This window comes from Pseudomonas sp. Irchel 3H3 (genome assembly GCF_900187635.1).
Lineage (GTDB): Bacteria > Pseudomonadota > Gammaproteobacteria > Pseudomonadales > Pseudomonadaceae > Aquipseudomonas.
The window spans coordinates 18,363-37,855 of sequence record NZ_FYEC01000035.1 but is presented as its reverse complement, the minus strand read 5'-3'; the positions used below and the strand labels follow the sequence as shown (position 1 = coordinate 37,855).

17 protein-coding genes are annotated in these 19,493 nt (G+C 62.6%); 12 read left to right on the top strand and 5 right to left on the bottom strand.

Translation table 11 applies throughout. The features are described from left to right. Positions 1-162: 162 nt before the first annotated feature. Genes cobJ through cobG form a run of 4 tightly spaced genes read right to left on the bottom strand, consistent with a single transcriptional unit; the run spans position 163 to position 4,523 of the window. Positions 163-1,866, bottom strand: coding sequence for a precorrin-3B C(17)-methyltransferase (gene cobJ, locus CKW24_RS24815; RefSeq protein ID WP_095171135.1), 1,704 nt, complete (start codon positions 1,864-1,866; stop codon positions 163-165). Then, positions 1,866-2,597: a precorrin-2 C(20)-methyltransferase gene (locus tag CKW24_RS24810; protein ID WP_095171163.1), complete on the bottom strand. Its 732-nt coding sequence runs from the start codon at positions 2,595-2,597 to the stop codon at positions 1,866-1,868. The genes cobJ and CKW24_RS24810 overlap by 1 nt, the downstream gene beginning before the upstream one ends. After that, positions 2,597-3,223: a precorrin-8X methylmutase gene (locus tag CKW24_RS24805; protein WP_095171133.1), complete on the bottom strand. Its 627-nt coding sequence runs from the start codon at positions 3,221-3,223 to the stop codon at positions 2,597-2,599. Before CKW24_RS24805 ends, CKW24_RS24810 begins: the two co-directional genes overlap by 1 nt. Then, the gene (cobG, locus tag CKW24_RS24800; protein WP_256585540.1) at positions 3,216-4,523 is read right to left on the bottom strand and encodes a precorrin-3B synthase; all 1,308 of its coding nucleotides are present in this window, start codon (positions 4,521-4,523) and stop codon (positions 3,216-3,218) included. The genes CKW24_RS24805 and cobG overlap by 8 nt, the downstream gene beginning before the upstream one ends. 133 nt (positions 4,524-4,656) lie before the next feature. Between cobG and cbiE the strand changes: the two genes are divergently transcribed. The 11 genes from cbiE (at position 4,657) to CKW24_RS24745 (ending at position 14,355) form a co-directional block, all read left to right on the top strand. After that, positions 4,657-5,868 (top strand): precorrin-6y C5,15-methyltransferase (decarboxylating) subunit CbiE, encoded by a 1,212-nt coding sequence (gene cbiE / locus CKW24_RS24795; RefSeq protein WP_095171128.1) that lies wholly within the window; start codon positions 4,657-4,659, stop codon positions 5,866-5,868. Next, the gene (locus tag CKW24_RS24790) at positions 5,861-6,958 is read left to right on the top strand and encodes a cobalt-precorrin-5B (C(1))-methyltransferase (RefSeq protein WP_095171117.1); all 1,098 of its coding nucleotides are present in this window, start codon (positions 5,861-5,863) and stop codon (positions 6,956-6,958) included. The genes cbiE and CKW24_RS24790 overlap by 8 nt, the downstream gene beginning before the upstream one ends. Next, entirely contained in the window at positions 6,955-7,683 is a 729-nt protein-coding gene (locus tag CKW24_RS24785) for a cobalt-precorrin-6A reductase (protein WP_095171115.1), read from the top strand. The genes CKW24_RS24790 and CKW24_RS24785 overlap by 4 nt, the downstream gene beginning before the upstream one ends. Positions 7,684-7,886: 203 nt before the next feature. Continuing rightward, positions 7,887-8,189 carry a type II toxin-antitoxin system RelE/ParE family toxin gene (locus CKW24_RS24780; RefSeq protein WP_095171113.1) on the top strand — a complete coding sequence of 101 codons (303 nt, stop codon included), beginning with the start codon at positions 7,887-7,889 and terminating at the stop codon, positions 8,187-8,189. A gap of 3 nt (positions 8,190-8,192) precedes the next feature. Continuing rightward, on the top strand, positions 8,193-8,483 hold the full coding sequence (locus CKW24_RS24775; RefSeq protein ID WP_095171111.1) for an addiction module antidote protein: 291 nt from the start codon (positions 8,193-8,195) through the stop codon (positions 8,481-8,483). 96 nt (positions 8,484-8,579) lie between these two features. Beyond that, positions 8,580-8,981: a DUF2946 domain-containing protein gene (locus tag CKW24_RS24770; protein WP_095171109.1), complete on the top strand. Its 402-nt coding sequence runs from the start codon at positions 8,580-8,582 to the stop codon at positions 8,979-8,981. 61 nt (positions 8,982-9,042) lie between these two features. Beyond that, positions 9,043-9,522: a copper chaperone PCu(A)C gene (locus CKW24_RS24765; RefSeq protein WP_095171161.1), complete on the top strand. Its 480-nt coding sequence runs from the start codon at positions 9,043-9,045 to the stop codon at positions 9,520-9,522. A 72-nt stretch (positions 9,523-9,594) separates the two neighbouring features. After that, a complete protein-coding gene (locus CKW24_RS24760; protein ID WP_256585539.1) occupies positions 9,595-9,996 on the top strand; it encodes a DUF2946 domain-containing protein in 402 nt (133 codons plus the stop codon). 90 nt (positions 9,997-10,086) lie between these two features. Beyond that, positions 10,087-12,216 (top strand): TonB-dependent copper receptor, encoded by a 2,130-nt coding sequence (locus CKW24_RS24755; RefSeq protein ID WP_095171107.1) that lies wholly within the window; start codon positions 10,087-10,089, stop codon positions 12,214-12,216. A gap of 115 nt (positions 12,217-12,331) precedes the next feature. Beyond that, positions 12,332-13,714: a PepSY domain-containing protein gene (locus CKW24_RS24750; RefSeq protein ID WP_095171105.1), complete on the top strand. Its 1,383-nt coding sequence runs from the start codon at positions 12,332-12,334 to the stop codon at positions 13,712-13,714. A 218-nt stretch (positions 13,715-13,932) separates the two neighbouring features. Continuing rightward, the gene (locus tag CKW24_RS24745; RefSeq protein WP_095171158.1) at positions 13,933-14,355 is read left to right on the top strand and encodes a hypothetical protein; all 423 of its coding nucleotides are present in this window, start codon (positions 13,933-13,935) and stop codon (positions 14,353-14,355) included. A 71-nt stretch (positions 14,356-14,426) separates the two neighbouring features. On the opposite strand, the gene CKW24_RS24740 is transcribed toward CKW24_RS24745, so the two are convergent. Beyond that, positions 14,427-17,819 carry a hypothetical protein gene (locus CKW24_RS24740; RefSeq protein WP_095171156.1) on the bottom strand — a complete coding sequence of 1,131 codons (3,393 nt, stop codon included), beginning with the start codon at positions 17,817-17,819 and terminating at the stop codon, positions 14,427-14,429. Positions 17,820-18,100: 281 nt separating this feature from the next. On the opposite strand from CKW24_RS24740, the gene urtA reads away from it, so the two are divergent. Continuing rightward, on the top strand, positions 18,101-19,366 hold the full coding sequence (gene urtA, locus CKW24_RS24735; protein ID WP_095171104.1) for an urea ABC transporter substrate-binding protein: 1,266 nt from the start codon (positions 18,101-18,103) through the stop codon (positions 19,364-19,366). The last annotated feature ends 127 nt before the right edge of the window (positions 19,367-19,493 follow it).

Below are 19,493 nucleotides of genomic sequence, written 5' to 3'. Positions count from 1 at the left end.
GCATCGAGCGCTTCGGCACCGCGAAACAGCAGACCGAGAGAATGACTTCAAGCTGCGATTTATTCAGCGTTATACGGCCACGGTTATCTGCCCCCAATACAAACTTCACAAATCCGTTAACAGGGGTAAAACAATAACGCCCCTAAGAAGGGGCGTTATTATTCAAGTGCCAGGCTTTTCACCATACCAACGTGGCGTATAGACCCACTCACCGCCGTCGCTACGTGGAAAAGTGCAGGTCGTGGAAGAACCGACCAGCACCATAGTGCGCATGTCGACTTGATCAGGGGTCAGCGCACCGAGGGTGGTGATGCGCAGGGTCTGGCCGGGGCGGCCGATATCCCGGCCCAGGACTACCGGCGTTGCAGGTGCGCGATGCTGGGCGACAATCTCCAGCGCGCGCCCCAACTGCCAGGGGCGCGAGCGGGAAATCGGGTTGTAGAACGCCAGCGCCAGATCGGCCTCGGCTGCCAGGTCCAGGCGCTTCTCGATGATCGACCAGGGTTTCAGGTTGTCGGACAGCGACATCACGCAGAAGTCATGCCCCAGCGGTGCTCCGGCCTGGGCGGCGGTGGCCAGCGAAGCAGAGACCCCGGGCAGGATCTGCAGGTCGACGTTATGCCACGCCGGGTCATCCGACTCGTGCAACGCCTCAAGCACCGCCGCCGCCATGGCGAACACTCCCGGATCACCGGACGACACCACGATCACCGAACGCCCCTGGGCGGCCAGTTCAAAGGCGTGCCGGGCCCGTTGCATCTCTTCGCGGTTATCGGTGCAGTGCTGCACCTGGTCCTGACGAAACGGTCCGGCCATGCGTACGTAGGTTTCATAACCGAGCACATCGGTGGCTCGCGCCAGTTCGGCTTTCACCGCTGGCACCATCAGTTCGGCGGCGCCCGGGCCGAGGCCAATCACCGCCAGACGCCCACGGGGACGGCCGATAAGATTCACCTGCAGCGGCTGTTCGGCCACGGCAATCATCAGCTCCTGGGCGCTGGCGATCAGACGCCCCTCTGGCACGGCGCTGCGCGCCAGGGTTTCAAGGTCGATCGCCGAGGCGACAAAACGCAGCGGTACGGCCAACGCCAGCGCGGCTTCACGCAACACCGGGCAGGCCATCTGTGCCTGCGGCGCCACTAGGCAGGCCAGGGCCGGCAGCGCGAGTTGCGCCTCCTGCAAGGCCGCGCGAATCCGCTCTGGCAGTTCCTCTGCGGCGCTCGCCACAATCACCGCGACGCTGCGCGGATAGATCAACAACTCGTTGACCGTCGCCACACGCTCGGCACTGCCGACGTGGATCGAATGCTGGGCCTGCGGATCCTCCGGCAGTTGGGCTTGCGCCAGCCAGGGCGCGGCACCTTCGACGCGCACGGAGTGACCGGCCAGCAGATCGGAGACAAAACGTTTACCCGCCTCCAGATCACCCAACGCATATCCGCTGGGTGGATTGAGCAAGCAAGTGCCGAAGCGCAGCTCACCGCTGGTGGTGATCGCTGGCGCCACCTCGAATGCCGCGGCAATCTCCCGGGCCATGCCATTCACCCCGCCGAGACCACCCAGCAGCGGCACTACTGCGCTGCCGTCTTCCGCCACCGCCAGCACCGGCGGCTCGACACCTTTCTCCAGCAGCAACGGTGCCAGGGTGCGGATCACGATACCGGCCGCACACAGGGCAATGATCGGCGTGCCCTGTTGATAGAGTTCGCGCAGGGTCGCGCCGAACTCCCGATACACCCGGTCTGCGCCTTCTACCCGCCCACCGAGACCGTGGATCAAGGCGGCGGGATACACCTGCTGCAGGCGACGCGCAGTGGCCAGGCTACCCTGGCCGAGAATGACAATGGCTGGCGTGGAATGGGTCATCAGCCTTGCCACCTTTCGCCAGGAACGATAATCAGCGAGAAGTACGGCGAGGACATCGGCTCGACCTGATCCAGCGGCACAATCTTCTGATTGGCCATGGTCGCCCGCTCGACATACAGCGCTCGCTCGGCCAGTCCCAGCTCCTCGAGCACTTGGCGCACTTTCGGGAAGTTACGGCCAAGCTTCATGATCACCGCCGCGTCCGCATCGGCCAGGCGGCGCTTGAGGTCTTCGTGGGGCAGCACGCCGGACAGCACCGACAGGCTCTGGTTGCGATACACCAACGGCGCACCAAGCACCGAAGCGCCACCGAGCATCGAGCACACACCTGGCACCACTTCGGCTTCATAGCGCGTGGCCAGACGGTCGTGCAGGTACATGTAAGAGCCGTAGAAGAACGGATCGCCTTCGCAGATCACCGCCACGTCGCGGCCGGCGTCCAGGTGCGCGGCCACCGCTTGGGCAGCGCCGTCGTAGAAATCACTGATAATTTCTTCGTAGGACAGCGGCGCTGGCAACGCTTCGGTGGTCACCGGGTACACCAGCGGCAACAGGTTCTGCGCCTCTTGCAGGTGGGCTTCGATGATGCCGAAGGCATTGCCTTTCTTGCCCTTGGCCACGAAGTACGCCACCACGGGCGACTCGCGCAGCAGGCGCAGGGCCTTGACGGTAATCAGTTCCGGGTCACCGGGGCCCACGCCCAGGCCGATCAAGCGTCCAGGTTGCTGCATCATTCAATCTCCGTGGCGAGGGCATTGACCGCAGCGGCGGCCATGGCGCTACCGCCCAGCCGGCCTTGCATGATCACGAAGGGCACGCCACGGCTGTCCGCCGCGAGCATGGCCTTGGATTCGGCGGCGCCGACAAACCCCACCGGGAAGCCGAGAATCAGCGCCGGCTTGGGTGCGCCGGCGTCGAGCATTTCCAGCAGGTAGAACAACGCGGTCGGGGCGTTGCCGATCACCACCACGCTGCCTTCCAGGTGCGGACGCCACAACTCCAGCGCCGCAGCGGAACGGGTGTTGCCCAGTTCGCGCGCCAACTCGGCCACGCTGTCGTCGCGCAGGGTACAGATCACTGGGTTGTTGGCTGGCAAGCGGGCCCGGGTCACGCCCTCGGAGACCATCCGCGCGTCACACAGAATCGGTGCACCGGCCGCCAGCGCATCACGCCCGGCCTTGCCCGCCCCGGCGGAAAACTGCAGGCCATCGATGGCCTCGACCATGCCGCAGGCGTGGATCACCCGCACCGCGAGTTTTTCCAGATCGGCCGGAATACGGTCCAGGTTCGCCTCGGCGCGAATGATCGCGAAGGAGTTGCGATAGATCTCCTGACCGTCGCGGATGTAATCAAGCATCAAGGGGGCTCCGTGGGCGGGCATCAAGCAGTGCACCCGCCGCTTCAATAGTGAGGTTACGTGCTTGCAGGGCGCCGAAACCGGCCTGCCCTGCATCGCGAAAATAGAGGTCGTAGTGACCGGGACTGACCGCCAGCAAGGTCACGGGCGCCGTATGGGCGGCGGCGCAGGAACGCGGGCAACCGGATAAGTGCACCTGCACTGGCGCGCCAGCTGATTGGCGCAGCGCGGCCAGGCGCTGGCCGTCGCGCTTGGTGTCGGCCAGGCCCTTGGCACAACCGGTGGAACCGGTGCAGGCCAGCACATGGGCCAAGGCCTGATCGGCGCTCAACAGGAACCCCAGCGCTTGCAACTGTTGGCTGAGGGCGGGCGCGTCCTGCTCGCGGATGCTGGGCAGCAACAGACTCTGCCAGGGTGTCAGGCGCAGACTGGCATCACCGTATTGCTCACACAGTAGCGCCGCGCCTTGGAGCATTTCCGAGGTCAGCCGTCCCAACGGCGGCACGGCCCCTACATGGACCAGGCCCGGCTGACGCTGTGGATAAGTACCCAGGTGCCGCCCCGACGGTGCCGGCGTGCGCTGCCAGGTATCGAGTCGCTGCAGCGGCAGCCGTTCACCGAGCAGCACCAGCAGCGAGTCCAAGGAACGCTCGGCCAGCAAGTGGCGCATGCGAGTCTGCTCCGGCCGCGCCAGTGCGAGAAACAGCTCCAGCACCGCCACCACCAGGCAGTGACCGTCGTCGAGCCGCACGGCACCCGCGGCGGTGTCCGTCGGGCATCCGGCCAGGCCAAAGGCCAACCAGGTCTCACCCTTGCGCTCGAACGCACTCAACCACAGGTCATGGGGGTGCTCGAGCATGGCCAGCGACTCGCCGCCATCCAACTGCACGGCGAACTTGGCGGACAGGTCATGCAGGCCCGAATTGCTCTCCAGGGTCGCGAGGATCTGCGCCGCCAGCGCCCGGGTATCCAGCACCATGGCGCGGTCGATGCCGGCGGCCGGACTGAGCATCAGGTTGCGTACATCGTCACCCGCCGCCAAGCGCGGACCGAGTCCGGCCACCAGCAGGCGCTCGATCAGCCGCGAGTGCTCGCCGGTAATGCCGCGAATCTGCAAATTGGCGCGGTTGGTCGCCTCGATCACCCCGCCGGCAAATTCCTCGGCAGCCGTGGCTACCGCGAGGGCCTGGGCGGCACTGATCGAGCCGCCGCTCAACTTGATCCGGCAGATCCCGCCATCCAGCGCCTGGACGATACGCAGCAACCCCGGACAGGCCGAGGGGCGTAAGGCAGGATGCAACGGACGTTCGTTCAAGGGGGCGACCGACTCAAGAGGTAGAAGCACTTCGCGGGCGAAGGCGCGGTATTATGCCTGCTTTGTCCGACGGCATGAAAAGCCTGCCCGTCGGAACCTTCATGTTTGAGGAATATAGATGGCCCCCTGGCTGACAGTCGTAGGCATCGGAGAAGACGGCTTCAAGGGACTGGGCAAGCAGGCCCGGCGTGCATTGCTGGGGGCCGCACGGATTATCGGCGGCCAGCGCCAGCTCGATCTGCTGCCGGTGTGCATCCGTGGCGAGCGCCAACTGTGGCCAAGCCCGTTCTTCCTCGAGCCGCTCCTGGCGCAACGCGGCGCACCGGTCTGTGTGTTGGCCAGTGGTGACCCGATGTTTTTCGGCGTCGGCGCCAGCCTGGCGCGTCAGGTACCCAGCGAAGAGATGCTGATCCTGCCCGCGCCGTCATCCTGCTCCCTGGCAGCCGCCCGTCTCGGCTGGCCACTGCAAGAGGCGGTCTGCCTGTCGCTGGTGGCCCGGCCACTGGCCGCGCTCAACGGCCAATTGTTCAGTGGGGTACGCCTGTTGGTGCTGAGCAACGACCGACACAGCCCGGCTGCATTGGCCGCGCTGCTGCGTGAACGGGGCTTCGGCCCGAGCCGGATCAGCGTGCTGGAACACCTGGGCGGCGAGCAGGAGCGGCGGATCGACGGCCTTGCCAGCGAATGGGACGATCCCGCGGTCGCCGACCTCAATGTGCTGGCCATCGAGTGCATCGCCGAACCGACTGCTGCGCGCCTGTCGCGTCTTGCCGGCCTGCCGGACTCGGCCTTCGCCCACGACGGCCAATTGACCAAGCGCGACGTGCGGGCCGTGACCCTGGCCCACCTGGCGCCGATACCCGGCGAATTGTTGTGGGATGTCGGCGCAGGCTCAGGCTCGATCGGTATCGAATGGATGCGCGCCCACCCCAGTTGCCGCGCCTTTGCCATCGAGGCGGACCCAGGCCGCCAGCTACTGATCGAGCGCAACCGCGACACCCTCGGCGTCCCCGGCCTGCAGCTGATTCGCGGCAGCGCACCACAAGCGCTGGCCGGACTCGAACGCCCGGACGCGATATTCATTGGCGGCGGCGTGACTCGTGCCGGCGTGCTCGAAACGTGCTGGGCGCAACTCAAACCCGGCGGCCGACTGGTTGCCAACGCCGTCACCCTGCAAAGCGAAATGACCTTGCTGGCCTGGCGTGAGCGGCACGGCGGCGAACTGACCCGGCTGCACATCGCCCAGGCCCAGCCATTGGGCGAGTTCGACACCTGGCGCCAGGCGCTGCCGATTACCTTGCTGGATCTGGTCAAACCCCTCGATGCGTGACGAAACCGGCGAACAACCCGCCCCCCTGCGCAGCGGCCTGACCACCGGCAGTTGCGCCACCGCCACCAGCCTCGCGGCGGCGCGCTTGCTGCTGGGCGGCGGTAGCAGTGATGCGGTGCAGATCGTCCTGCCCAAGGGCAAGCAGGTGCAGATGCGCCTGGAGTTCTGCCGGCTCCTGGCTGACGGCGCCGAGGCTGGCACGATCAAGGATGCCGGCGACGACCCGGACGTGACCCACGGTGCCTTGCTCTACAGCCAGGTGCGCCTGACCGCCGAGCCCGGCATTCGCTTCAGTGCCGGGCTTGGCGTCGGCACCGTGACCCGCCCAGGCCTGGTGCTGGGCGTCGGCGAGCCGGCGATCAATCCGGTGCCGCGCAAGATGATCAGCGACCACCTCGGCGCCCTGGCCCTGGAGCTCGGTTATGCCGGCGGTTTTGCGGTGACGGTCAACGTCCAGGACGGTGAAGCCCTGGCGCTGAAGACCATGAACCCGCGCCTGGGCATTCTCGGTGGCCTGTCGATTCTCGGCACCAGCGGCATCGTCCGGCCGTTTTCCTGCGCGGCGTACATCGCCTCGATCCACCAGGGCATCGACGTCGCCAAGACCAACGGCTACCTGCACATCGCCGCCTGCACCGGCAACGCCAGCGAAGACACCATGCGCCGGGTCTACAACCTGCCGGAAATCGCCCTGATCGAAATGGGCGATTTTGTCGGTGCGGTGCTCAAGCACCTACGCAAAGTGCCTGTGGATAAACTCAGCCTGTGTGGTGGCTTCGGCAAGATCAGCAAGCTCGCCGCCGGCCACATGGACCTGCACAGTCGACATTCAAGCATCGACCTTGTGCAACTGGCCGAATGGGCCGCTGCGGTGGGCGCCGACGCCGCACTGCAGCAGCAGATTCGCCAAGCCAACACCAGTCAGCAGGCCCTGGCGATGGCCAGCGCCGCCGGCATCGCCCTGGGTGACGCGGTGTGCCAGCACGCCCTGGCGTTCGCCCGCAGCGTGGTGCCGGCCCAGGTCCAGGTCGAAGTATTTGCCATCGACCGCCAGGGCGGCATTGTCGGTCAAGCGGGAGTCTTGCCATGAAACGGCTGTTGTTGCTCGGCGGTATCACCGAAGCCCTGGCGATCGCTCGCACGCTTGGCGCGCAGCACATCTACAGCCTGGCCGGTGTCGGCCGGGTACCCAGCGACCTGACGTGCCAAGTGCGCGTCGGCGGTTATGGCGGCGCCGAAGGCCTGGCCCGTTTCATCCAGGAACAAGGCATCGACCTGCTGCTCGACGCCACCCACCCCTACGCCGCACAGATCAGCCAGAACGCCGTCACTGCCGCGCGACTCAGCGCTATCCCATGCTGGGCGCTGCGCCGGCCAGCGTGGCAGGCGCAAGCCGGCGATGACTGGCGCGAAGTCAGCGACTGGGCCGAACTGAGTGCAGCCCTCAAGCCGTTCCAACGCCCGCTGTTCACCTTGGGCCGCGAGCCGCTACAACACCTGGACGAAATCCCTGCCGGGCAGTTCTGGACCTTGCGCGCGCTCGAGGTTTACCCCGGCAACCCGCGCTGCGAAGTGCTCGGAGCCCGCGGCCCATTCCACCTCGAAGACGAACGCGCGCTGTTCCAGCGTCGGCAGATCGACGTCCTGATCAGCAAGAACAGCGGCAGCAGCGCCACCGAACCGAAACTCGAAGTAGCCCGCGAGTGTGGGGTGCCGGTGCTGATTCTCAAGCGTCCAGTGTTGCCAGCGGCGGATCGGGAATTTGTCACTGTGGAGCAGGTATTGAAGGCACTGTCGTTGTCAGACGGTTCCTGACTACAACCGGCAAGAAAGAAAAAACAGGCAAGACAACCAGAAAGCGCTGTCTGGTGTAACCCGACACGCCTGCTCTACATTGCGTCAACTCTTCGTAAACACCTCAATACTTCGAGCACACGACCCAAGATTACTCGGTACCCGCCGTTCGCCCTGGAGAAAGTGCTGCTTGCCAACCTGTATCCCAAGGAATACGATCAGCCATGATCGACTTCGAACAGTCAGACCTATTTTCCGACTGGCTTGGCTCAATCAAGGACACCATCGGCAAGGCTCGCCTGTTGGCGAGGCTTCGAGCTGCGGAACATGGCAACTTCGGTGATTGTGAACCTGTGGGTGAGGCTGTTTATGAAATGCGTGTTCATTACGGGCCTGGCTATCGAATGTACTTCACCCGCAAACATCGAGTGGTTTATCTGTTGTTGGCGGGAGGGGACAAGTCGACGCAAAAACGCGACATCAAGCGCGCGCAGTCGATGGCGCGAAACATCGGTAGCGAGGAGTAAGCCATGGCTGAACAATTTAGCCGTTTCGACGTCGCCCAATACCTCAAGACACCTGAGGAAATGGCGGCCTACCTGGACGCCTGCTTTGAAGAGGATGCAGGCGACGGTGTGTTGATCCGATGCGCGCTCAATGACATTGCGCGCGCCAAAGGCATGACGCAGATCGCCCGCGACACCGGGTTGGGCCGTGAAAGCCTGTACAAGGCACTCGGCAGCACTGGCAATCCGGAATTCGCGACTATCATGAAGGTGATGAAGGCCCTGGGCCTCAAGCTTCACGCGACAGCTGCCTGATGACACTGCGACACCACACCGCACGACAGCTTTTTACTTATCCACCCCGATCAGGCTAAATACGCCGCCTGATCTCCCACTTCACCGGATCTGACCATGTCCCGACAACGGCTAGCAATTGCCTGGATCGCCTGCTTCGCAGTGCTGTTCAACATGCTCGCCATGCCGATGTCCAGCGCCATGGCCAAAGCGTCCGGCCAGTCGCCGACCGAGCAGTTGATGTGGGGCAGTTTCTGCTCGTCCAGTGGCACCCGCATGGTCGCCATCTCCCTGGGTAACCTTGAGCAGAAAACCCCGCCCGGCGAACAACACTCCAACATGCAGCACTGCTGGTGCTGCTCGGGTTCAGCGCCCCTGGTGGCATTGCCCGGGCATACGCCACAGCTGTACTTCGCCCGGTTCGAAGCCAATCGCAGCCTGCCGGCGCCGACCCTCGACTCGCCGACACCGCGCCAGCAATGGCCCAGTCTCAACCCCCGGGCCTCTCCCCTGGTCTGATTCGATTCGCAACTACCCTGCGTTTTAATCGTTTCGGAGAACTGCCATGTCAAAACCATCCCTGGTGAAGCACACGTTGCTGCTCGCCGCATTGCTGTTGCCTGCCTGCTTTGCCAATGCCCATGAATACAAGGCCGGTGAGCTGGACATCGCCCACCCCTGGTCACAAGAGCTGCCGCCCAATGCCCCAACCGTGGCGGCCTACTTTGTCATTCACAACAATGGCAAAACCGCTGACCGACTGCTCAGTGTGGATTCGCCCATCTCGGGCAAAGCCGAGTTGCACGAACACCTGATGCAAAAAGACCTGATGAAAATGCAGCAGGTGCCCAGCGTCGAGATTCCCGCCGGTGGCACCATCACGTTCGCGCCAATGGCCTACCACGTGATGCTCATGGAGCTTAAGGACCGCAGCCTGCTGAGCGACGGCAAGCGCTTCCCGTTGACCCTGCATTTCGAGAAGGCCGGCAACCTCACCGTGGACGTCGCGGTGCAGAAACAACCGCCCGCTGGCACCGACACGCACCAGCACGCCCAGTAACCGGCAGCACCACCGCCCGTGAACGCGCAGCGCTCACCCGGCCGCAGGCGCACAGCTCCACGCAAGACCAGCTTGACGGTCGCGCGTGGCAGCTGGGTCAGTCTGTTTGCCATGCTGTTGATCTTTATCGGCCCACTGATTTCTCAGTCGATGCCGATGGATCAACGCGCCCCAATGTCCATGAGCATGTCGATGGACATGAGCATGGACATGGCGCCCGGAGCCCATGCCGAGCATGAGGCCCAAGCGCCTGCCGAACACTGCGCGCCCCAGGCCGATCACCATGCAATCTGGGAAAAGTGCGGCTACTGCAACCTGCTCTTCAATTGCCCGGCACTGCCAGGTAGCCTGGCCCTGGCGACTTTCGACCCGCCTCTGGCGCAAGGTTTCATCAGCTCATCACCTCGCCTGGGTCATGCCCGGCTGACCGTCTTCCCCGGCGCCCGCACCCGCGCCCCACCCATCAACGCGTAAACACCCACATCCCCACTGACACGGCCAACTGTTGAACTCGACAGCCACTGGCTGCTGGCCGTGTGTTTACGACTGATTGATGGAATTGTTATGTCCAGGTTTTCTGCTGCCCCACGCCTGAGCGCTGCCCAGGCAACTTTCGCCCCTAATACCTTGCGCGTTCGCCTCAAACAGGCCACCGCGCTGCTGTGCGGCGCCCTGCTCACGCCATTGGCCGGCGCCGCCGAGACGGCCGTTGATCACAGCCAGCACGCCGAAGAGCTGAGCCCCACGGTGATCACGGGCATTGCCCCCAGCTCGCCCCTGACCATCGTCACCAACCCCAAGGACCCGCGCCAACCGGTGCCGGCCAGCGACGGTGGCGATTACTTGAAGACCATTCCCGGCTTCGCCCTGGTGCGCAACGGAGGCACCAATGGCGACCCGGTGCTGCGCGGCATGTTCGGCTCGCGGCTGAACATCCTCACCAACGGCAGCATGCTGCTGGGCGCCTGCCCTGGCCGCATGGACGCACCCACCTCGTACATCTCCCCGGAAACCTACGACACGCTCACGGTGATCAAGGGCCCACAAACCGTGCTCTGGGGCCCCGGCGCCTCGGCTGGCACGATCCTCTTCGATCGCGAACCGGAAAGTTTCGGCGAACTCGGCAGCCGGGTGAATGCCAGCGTGCTGGGTGGCTCCAACGGGCGCTTCGACAAAGTGCTGGATGCCGCTGCGGGTGGCCCACAGGGCTACGTGCGGGTGATCGGCAACACTGCCCACTCCGATGACTATAAGGACGGCAACAACGACAGCGTGCCGTCGCGCTATGACAAGTGGAACGGCGACGTCGCCGTCGGCTGGACCCCGAACACCGACACCTTGCTGGAGTTGACCGCTGGCAAGGGCGACGGTGAAGCGCGTTATGCCGGACGCGGCATGGACGGCTCGCAGTTCAAGCGCGAAAGCCTGGGCCTGCGTTTCGTGCAGTCGGACCTCAGCGAAGTGCTGGAAAAACTCGAGGCCCAGGTCTACTACAACTACGCCGACCACGTGATGGACAACTACACCCTGCGCACGCCTTCCGGCACCGGGATGATGGCCGGCCCCATGGCCTCCAACGTCGACCGCCGGACCCTCGGTGCGCGGGTCAAGGCCACCTGGCGCTGGGCCGACCTGCAACTGGTCAGCGGTGTCGACGCACAGACCAACGAACACCGCCAGCGCAGCGCCATGGGCATCGACACCTACAAGGACGTGCCACGCAACAAGGATGCGGACTTCCACAATTACGGCCTGTTCGGTGAACTGACCTGGTACGCCGCCGACCGCAACCGCCTGATCACTGGCGCACGCCTGGACCGTGCCTCGGCCAAGGATTTTCGCCAGAGCATCGGCTCCGGGATGATGAGCAAACCCAACCCGACGGCCGACGACACCCGCGCCGATACCTTGCCCAGCGGCTTCGTGCGCTACGAGCACGACCTGGCGGAGAGCCCGACCACCCTGTACGCAGGCTTGGGCCACGCTGAGCGTTTCCCGGATTACTGGGAGCTGTTTTCGCCCAAGTCCGGTCCCGTGGGGTCGCTCAACGCCTTCGACTCGATCCAGCCGGAGAAAACCACCCAGCTCGACGTCGGCCTGCAATACAAGACCCAGGACCTCGAAGCCTGGGCCTCGGCCTACATCGGCGAAGTGCACGACTACATCTTGTTCGACTACACCCCCACGCCCATGGGCACCAGCTCGCGGGCCGAGAACATCAACGCCCGCATCATGGGCGGTGAACTGGGTGCAGCCTACAACTTGACCTCCCACTGGAAAGCCGACGCCACCCTGGCCTACGCCTGGGGCAAAGACACCACCCACGACACCGCCCTGCCGCAAATGCCGCCGCTGGACGCGCGTTTCGGCCTGACCTACAGCGAAGACAACTGGAGCGCCGGTGCCTTGTGGCGGGTAGTCGCCGCGCAAAACCGCATCGACCAGAACAAGGGCAACGTGGTGGGCAAGGACTACGACAAGAGCCCCGGCTTCGCGGTGTTCTCCCTCAATGGCGCCTACCGCATCGACCAGCACTGGAAGGTCAGCAGCGGCATCGACAACCTGTTCGGCAAGGACTACGCCGAGCATTTGAACCTGGCCGGCAACGCCGGGTTCGGCTACCCGGCCAGTGATCCACAAGCGATCAATGAACCGGGGCGCACGTTCTGGACCAAAGTGGACATGAGTTTCTAAAACGCTTCGCAAGGACGCCATGCCTGTAGCAACTGGCGCTGCCCGCGCCAGTTGCTGCAGAACCAGCAGCCACACAACACCTATAAAAGATTCATAGCCGAGCGGAGTGCTATTGATGAGCCAACCCAAAGTGTCCTTCTACAACCTGGCCTGGCGCTGGCATTTTTATGCCGGGCTGTTCGTCGCCCCTTTCATGGTGATGCTGGCGCTGACCGGCACCATCTACCTGTTCAAGCCACAACTCGATCCCCTGATGTACGGCAACCTGCTGAATGTCCCGGCCGGCCATCACACCCTCAGTGCCGATGATCTGCTGCGCAGGGTACAAACGGCGTATCCACAGGGCCAGGTCACCCAGTACCTGCCGGCGATCAATGCCGAGCGCAGCGCGCAGTTTGTGCTGAACAACCAGGGCAACGAACTCAACGTATTCGTCGACCCCTACCACGGCGACATCCTCGGCGAGCAGGATGCCAAGTACAACCTGCAAGCCATCGCCCGCGCGATTCACGGCGAACTGATGATCGGCACCCTCGGCGATCGCCTGATCGAGATGGCGGCCGGCTGGGGCATCGTGCTGGTGGTGTCCGGGGTCTACCTCTGGTGGCCTCGTGGCAAGGGCGGCGCCGGCATTCTCTGGCCTCGCCTGAACAGTCGTGGTCGGGTGCTGTGGCGTGACCTGCACGCCGTCACCGGCTTCTGGGGGGCGGCATTGCTGCTGGTCATGCTGCTCAGCGGTATGACCTGGACCGGTTTCTGGGGCAAATCCTACGCCGAACTCTGGAACCAGTTCCCGGCCGCCATGTGGGACAACGTCCCAAAGTCCGACGAGCAAGCGCGCAGCCTCAACACCGCGGCCCGCCAGACCGTGCCCTGGGCCATGGAAAATACGCCGATGCCGATGTCCGGCGACCACGCCGAACACATGGCCCACAACGGCGCCAGCAGCGCGCCGGCAGCTCCGGGCATCAGCCTGCAGGCGGTGCAGGAAATCGCCGAGCAAGGCCGGGTCGAGCCGGGCTACAGCATCACCTTGCCTACCAGCGCCAGCGGTGTGTTCACCATCGCCGTGTTCGCCGACGACCCGCGCAACGACGCCACTCTGCACGTCGACCAGTACAGCGGCAAGGTCCTGGCCGATGTGCGCTGGGAACACTATGGCAATGTCGCCCGCGCCACGGAAATGGGGGTAATGCTGCACGAAGGCAAGATGTTCGGCGTGCTCAACCAGCTCATCGTGCTGCTGATCTGCCTGATGATCCTGCTCAGCGCCGTCAGTGGCGTGGTGATCTGGTGGAAGCGCCGGCCCCAGGGCAAGGTCGGGGTACCTCCGTTGCGCCATGGCCTACCGACCTGGAAAACCGGGGTGCTGATCATGCTGGTGCTGGCCGTGCTGTTCCCGCTGGTGGGCGCTTCGCTGGTGGTGATGTGGGTACTGGACCGTTTCCTGCTGACGCGCGTGAGCCGGCAGACTGCAGCGGCCTCTTCTTCTTCCTGAACATCGCCAGGGACGGAGCAACGGTATTTCAAGGGCGCTTGAAATATCGTTGAACAACTTGAAAAGTCTTGTCTTGGGTTGGTTTTGAGCCGCTGCCTAATCCTCGGCATACTCCCGCTCCCACAACTTAAGCACCCACTAACCAGACAACATTAGTTGCGGGAAACTTCCTACTTTTCAATCCGTACAATTCCTACAAAGAATTGAAAGAGGTCAACTTGATAAAGAAGATCCTAGCCTCACTCGCCTTCATTTCACTGCCGGCAATGGCAGCCCAGCCACCATTTACCGGCACTAACTATTCAGGGCATTACCAATGTACTGGCATGGACAGTCATATCGGAGAGTACAAAGGCACCGTCGACATGCAGCTCAACCCCGAGCAAAGTACCGGTCCGTATGGTGCCTACAGTTTCACCCTGACCCTGGCCGACAACTCCCTCTATAACGGCTTCGCCGCCGCGCACAAAAAGTCGCTGGCGATCTACTTTGCCCACACCGACCCTGCCCTGAAAGATTACGGCGTGGGAATCGCGCAGGTTAAAACGGCCGCCGATGGCCGTGTATCTTTCAGTAAATATTATTACGGTCCCGAGTATGAAGGCGGTGGTCACGGCATGGAAACCTGCACGCGCCAATAGTTCTCGCCGGTTTACCTCACGATCAAAGGCGTTCCAAAAAACGCCTTTGATCGTACACAGGTGCCCAGACGCTACAGTTCATCACGGTGAAAACTGACTGGCGCCAGCGGCGCCTGTAGCCGATCAGTCTTCCAGTTACTGCCCAGACGCCCAGACTGATTCCAGTAGTGCGCGGCTGTAAGTACCCGCAATTCACCGATGTCGGCCAATTGCGAAATGAAGTCTGCTGTCGACAATCGAGTGACCCACTGGTCGCCAACCCGCTCGGCTTGTTTGGTCCGCAGCAAGGCCGTTTCTGCCTGGGTGTACTGCGGCACATACTTCAGCAACGCGCCATGGGGTGTTGAGTAGTAATACGAAATGATCTTGAATCCTTTGTCCTTCAGGGCATGGGTGTGCAGATACACCAACCAGGGCGAGGCAAAGTTTGCATAGACCTGTTCAGCATCGGTTGCCAGCGTGCTGGTACCTGATAGATAAAGTTGGTGGCTGGCAAACACTTCATAGCCCGCAGGAAAAATCGGCGGTTGATTCCTCTGGGTCGTAGTGGGGTCACTCGGCGTCCGGAAAATGCGATCAAGCAGATGGTTGGAGTCGTCACTGCGCGCCAGGGGCTCCAGTGCACAAAAGCAATGCTTGTCCTTTTGACGCAATATTGCGCTTTCGTAAGAAGTTGCCTGCTCATAAGCACTTCCCGCCTGGTGCTGGATGTAGCGGGCCGCATCGTCGGGATGCTGGAAAATCGGTCCCATTGCCAATTTCGGCATCCACGACCAGAGATCCTGCTCACTCATGCCCGCTTTGCGCGGCTGCCAATCCCGTGCCAGGAATCCGATCCCCCAGACAGCACTTGGCACCATGACTTGCAAACGCCCAGCCTTTCTCATGTTTCGTATGTAGGTCGGCAGACTGAAGGTGCCGTCGAGTACATCGCGCCAGTCTGCACTCGCCTGCACAAGGCTCGCGAACGGATTGCGCTTAAGCGCTAACTGAGCGGCTTCGTCCGGTGGATCGAACGGATCATAGTAATCCCTCTCAAATCGCAACAACGCCCCGTCACTGCACGATAAGTAGAGGGGTAAGTTGCCCCGCTCCGTTTGAACATGCGCAAGTGCCAGGTGCATGTCCATCGGTGAAAAAAAATGCCGGTAGTCGTTATCCGACAGCTTATCGGGTGCTTGGGCGGCGCACAGGTACAGACTGTCGACGACGTAGCCCTGGGGCAGGAGCCCGTCGGGGAATACCTGGTCATAGGCCAGAGTCGAGCCAGGTACCTGGATCGCAAGAGTGGCAATGAACCTGTCATGCCAACGATCCCGCAGAATGTAACCAAAACTCAGCGCCCCACGCTCTGCGGTGTGTTCATGAACATGACGTGCCACCGCAACGCCGTCAGCAAATACGGGACTGTAGTGCGGCTCACTGCGTGGCAGCTTGGGCACAGTGTCGCCGCTCGCCTGGCGCACCAGGCTGAAATCGGTGACTAAACGCGGCGCGCCCCAAACAGAGCTGCCTGCCACCACGTACAGATAACCGTTCTTCGCCAGCGAATCGACCCACGCCGACGGTTTCAAATCCCCCTCATGGATACGCTTTTTTACCCAGGCTGCATCCAGGTCATGGGGCAGACTGCCGAAATCGGTCAAGGCATGGGCAAGGTTGGCTCGAACCTTATTCCATGCACCACTGCGATAGCGAATCACCGAGCCGTCAGGCCCGAACAGGTACTCCTCCATCGTTCGCGTCCCGCGCTCGAACGCGGTATGGACTGCCTTCACGGACAACATGTTGAGGTACAGTTGTTTTTCCGACGCAGACAAGAGCACCGGAACCTCCCGGGCATGGCGCGCGCGATAGCGAGCCACAATTGTGCATCCGGCAGGGAAGAGTCCGGCACTGACACTTTCATCCGGGAAGATCCATTTCACATCGAAGTCTTCCTCAGGCGTGATCACCGGCAAGGTGCCAACAAACAAGCCATCGGCACGCTTCAGGATCAGGCCTCCATAGACCCTATCGGTCGTCACGGGGACCTGCGCGCGAGCATGCAGCGCCGCATCATCCAGGGTCGGGAAAACAGGCCCCAAAAGACGCCGTTCGAGGTTCTGCGCCGGCGTCCATTGCGCATTGACCAGCCCTTCCCTGTCCCAGCACATATTGGTGTGCAGGACTCGCAACTCGCCACTGTTGGCCACTAACCTGACAAAACCGGTCTGGGTCAGAGTGCCTTTGACCAGGCTGCTCTGGACATCATCCAACCCCATGTTCGGGGTGTTGTTATCAAACAACTTGGTGCTCTTGCGCGCGACATACCTCAACAGTGCGCCATCCTGTGTCGCGATATAGGTGGGAATCGACTCAGGCCCTTCGAGGATCGACGGCCTCTTGGAGTCGTCCACTACGACATACAGGTCCCTGGGCACAATGAAGTGCTGGGCCAACCAGAGTCGGCTGGGACGCGGAGTCTGCGTAACCCGCTGGCGCGAATAAAAATACGAATGGCGCTGGAAGGATTCCGGGTACACAAAATCAATGCCGGCTCCCGGACGGGAGCGGCGGAACAGGCTAGCGCGTGAAAACAGTTTGTCTCGAACACCATCGACCGCAACCAACTCCGTGGCGATGTACTCCTCCCTGCCCTGTCGCTTGAGGATAAAGCCGAACCAGGTCTGCTCCTTGTCGTCGGCCCCTGCCCCGCGGGAGAAACGATCCTGCGCCGCTTCGTCTGCGGACGAAAAAACCGCGCCATAGGCGACCTGCTTCGGTACCGGTCGCGGAGTCTGTGGCGGGTAGGCCGTCCAGTCCTGGGCCACTTGCCCCCGATAGCCCCAGAGCAGACTGTCGACAACGACCCGCAACGTTCCTGCGCCCGCCACCGCTTTTACAAACTCCACAGGAACGACGCTGCCATCCTCTAGCCCCCGCGCCAGTGGCCCCGGGTTGCTCACGGTGCCCAAGCGCACCAGCAACTGCTGCCAGCCGCTGGTATCGGGCTCGAACCACAACAGACTGTCGTCGGCACCTGACAGATAGGCCGGAACACCTTGCGTGACCACATGGAACAACTCGTGAACCTTGAACATCTGCAAGCTCACGCTGGCGTCTGCGCGCGACCATTGCAAACCCTGCACCTGATCGGCATCCAGCGTCGAGAGCGCCCGGTGCGAATAAAACACGCTGTGTAGCAGGTGGTTCGCCGGATAGATTGGCCGGCCTTGGGCGTCCACCGGGAACAGCGGGGGCGCTTCGAGCGCATCGGTTCCGGCGTCGACCGGTTCAGTCACGACGAACCGCTGGTTGCTGCGCTCGAAGATCATTGCAACAAACTCGTGGTCACGTCGCTTACCGACCTGTTCATGAGCATGCCGCGCTGCGTCATCCGCCGAGAGAAACTCTCGGCTCATGCGCACAATTGCAGCGCTGGAATGCCGGGATGCATTACTCGGGCCTTCTCTCTCGTCCATGAAATAGCTCCAATCTGTGTACGACCTGTAGTGAGCCATCAGGTTATCCAGCGACAGCGTGACTGTGCGGTACATATGTAGGGACCACAGGCACCACTTCAGCGCACCGCCATGCCCCACATAGCGTTGCACGCCCGTCCCTGGTGCACCCGCGCATCAGTCCTCCTCGGCGGCGGCACCAAACCGCAGGCCTACGCGCTTAGGCACAGCCCTTGCTAAAGACTCTTCAGCCTTCCACCAATGCCAACCAGAAACCCCAACACGTTCATGGAGATCGCACAATGAAGCGTCGCAGCTTGATCAAGGCTTTCACACTTTCGGCAAGCATTGCCGCGATGGGCATGACCTGGACAGTCCAGGCCGCCGAGACCATCAAGGTTGGCATCCTGCATTCCCTGTCCGGGACCATGGCGATCTCTGAAACCTCGCTCAAAGACATGGCGTTGATGACCATCGACGAAATCAACGCCAAGGGCGGCGTCAATGGCAAGCTGCTGGAGCCGGTGGTCGTCGACCCAGCGTCGAACTGGCCACTATTCGCCGAAAAGGGCCGGCAACTGCTGACCCAGGACAAGGTGGCCGTGGTATTCGGTTGCTGGACCTCGGTGTCGCGTAAGTCGGTATTGCCAGTGTTCGAAGAGCTCAATGGCCTGCTGTTCTATCCGGTGCAATACGAAGGCGAGGAGATGTCGCCGAACGTGTTCTACACCGGTGCCGCGCCGAACCAACAGGCGATCCCCGCCGTGGAATACCTGATGAGCGAAGAAGGCGGCAGCGCCAAGCGCTACTTCCTGCTGGGCACCGACTATGTCTACCCGCGCACCACCAACAAAATCCTGCGCTCGTTCCTGCACGCCAAAGGCGTGGCCGACAAGGACATCGAAGAGGTCTACACGCCGTTCGGCCACAGCGATTACCAGACCATCGTCGCCAACATCAAGAAGTTCTCGGCCGGCGGCAAGACCGCCGTCATTTCCACGGTCAACGGCGACTCCAACGTGCCGTTCTACAAGGAGCTGGCCAACCAGGGCTTGAAGGCCACCGACGTGCCCGTCGTCGCATTCTCGGTAGGCGAGGAAGAACTGCGCGGCATCGACACCAAGCCATTGGTGGGCAACCTCGCGGCGTGGAACTACTTCGAATCGGTGGAGAACCCGGTCAACCAGAAGTTCGTCGCAGACTGGAAGGCCTACGCCAAGAAACACAACCTGCCGGGCGCCGACAAGGCCGTCACCAACGACCCGATGGAAGCCACGTACGTCGGCATCCACATGTGGGCGCAAGCCGCCGAGAAAGCCAAGTCCACCGATGTCGACAAGGTCCGTGAAGCCCTGGCCGGCCAGACCTTCGCCGCACCGTCGGGCTACACCCTGACCATGGACAAGACCAACCACCACCTGCACAAGCCGGTGATGATCGGCGAGATCCAGGCCGACGGTCAGTTCAACGTGGTCTGGCAGACCGAAGGACCGATCCGCGCCGAGCCCTGGAGCCCGTTCATTGCCGGCAACGACAAGAAGCCGGATTACGCGGTCAAGAGCAACTGAGCGGACCAATAGAATCCTGTGGGAGCGGGTGCCCGCTTGCGGCTTGCTCACGATGGCAGTGTGTCTGATGCACCGCTATCGCGAGCAAGCTCGGCTCCTACAGGGGTAGTCGCTGCTATTCAGGACA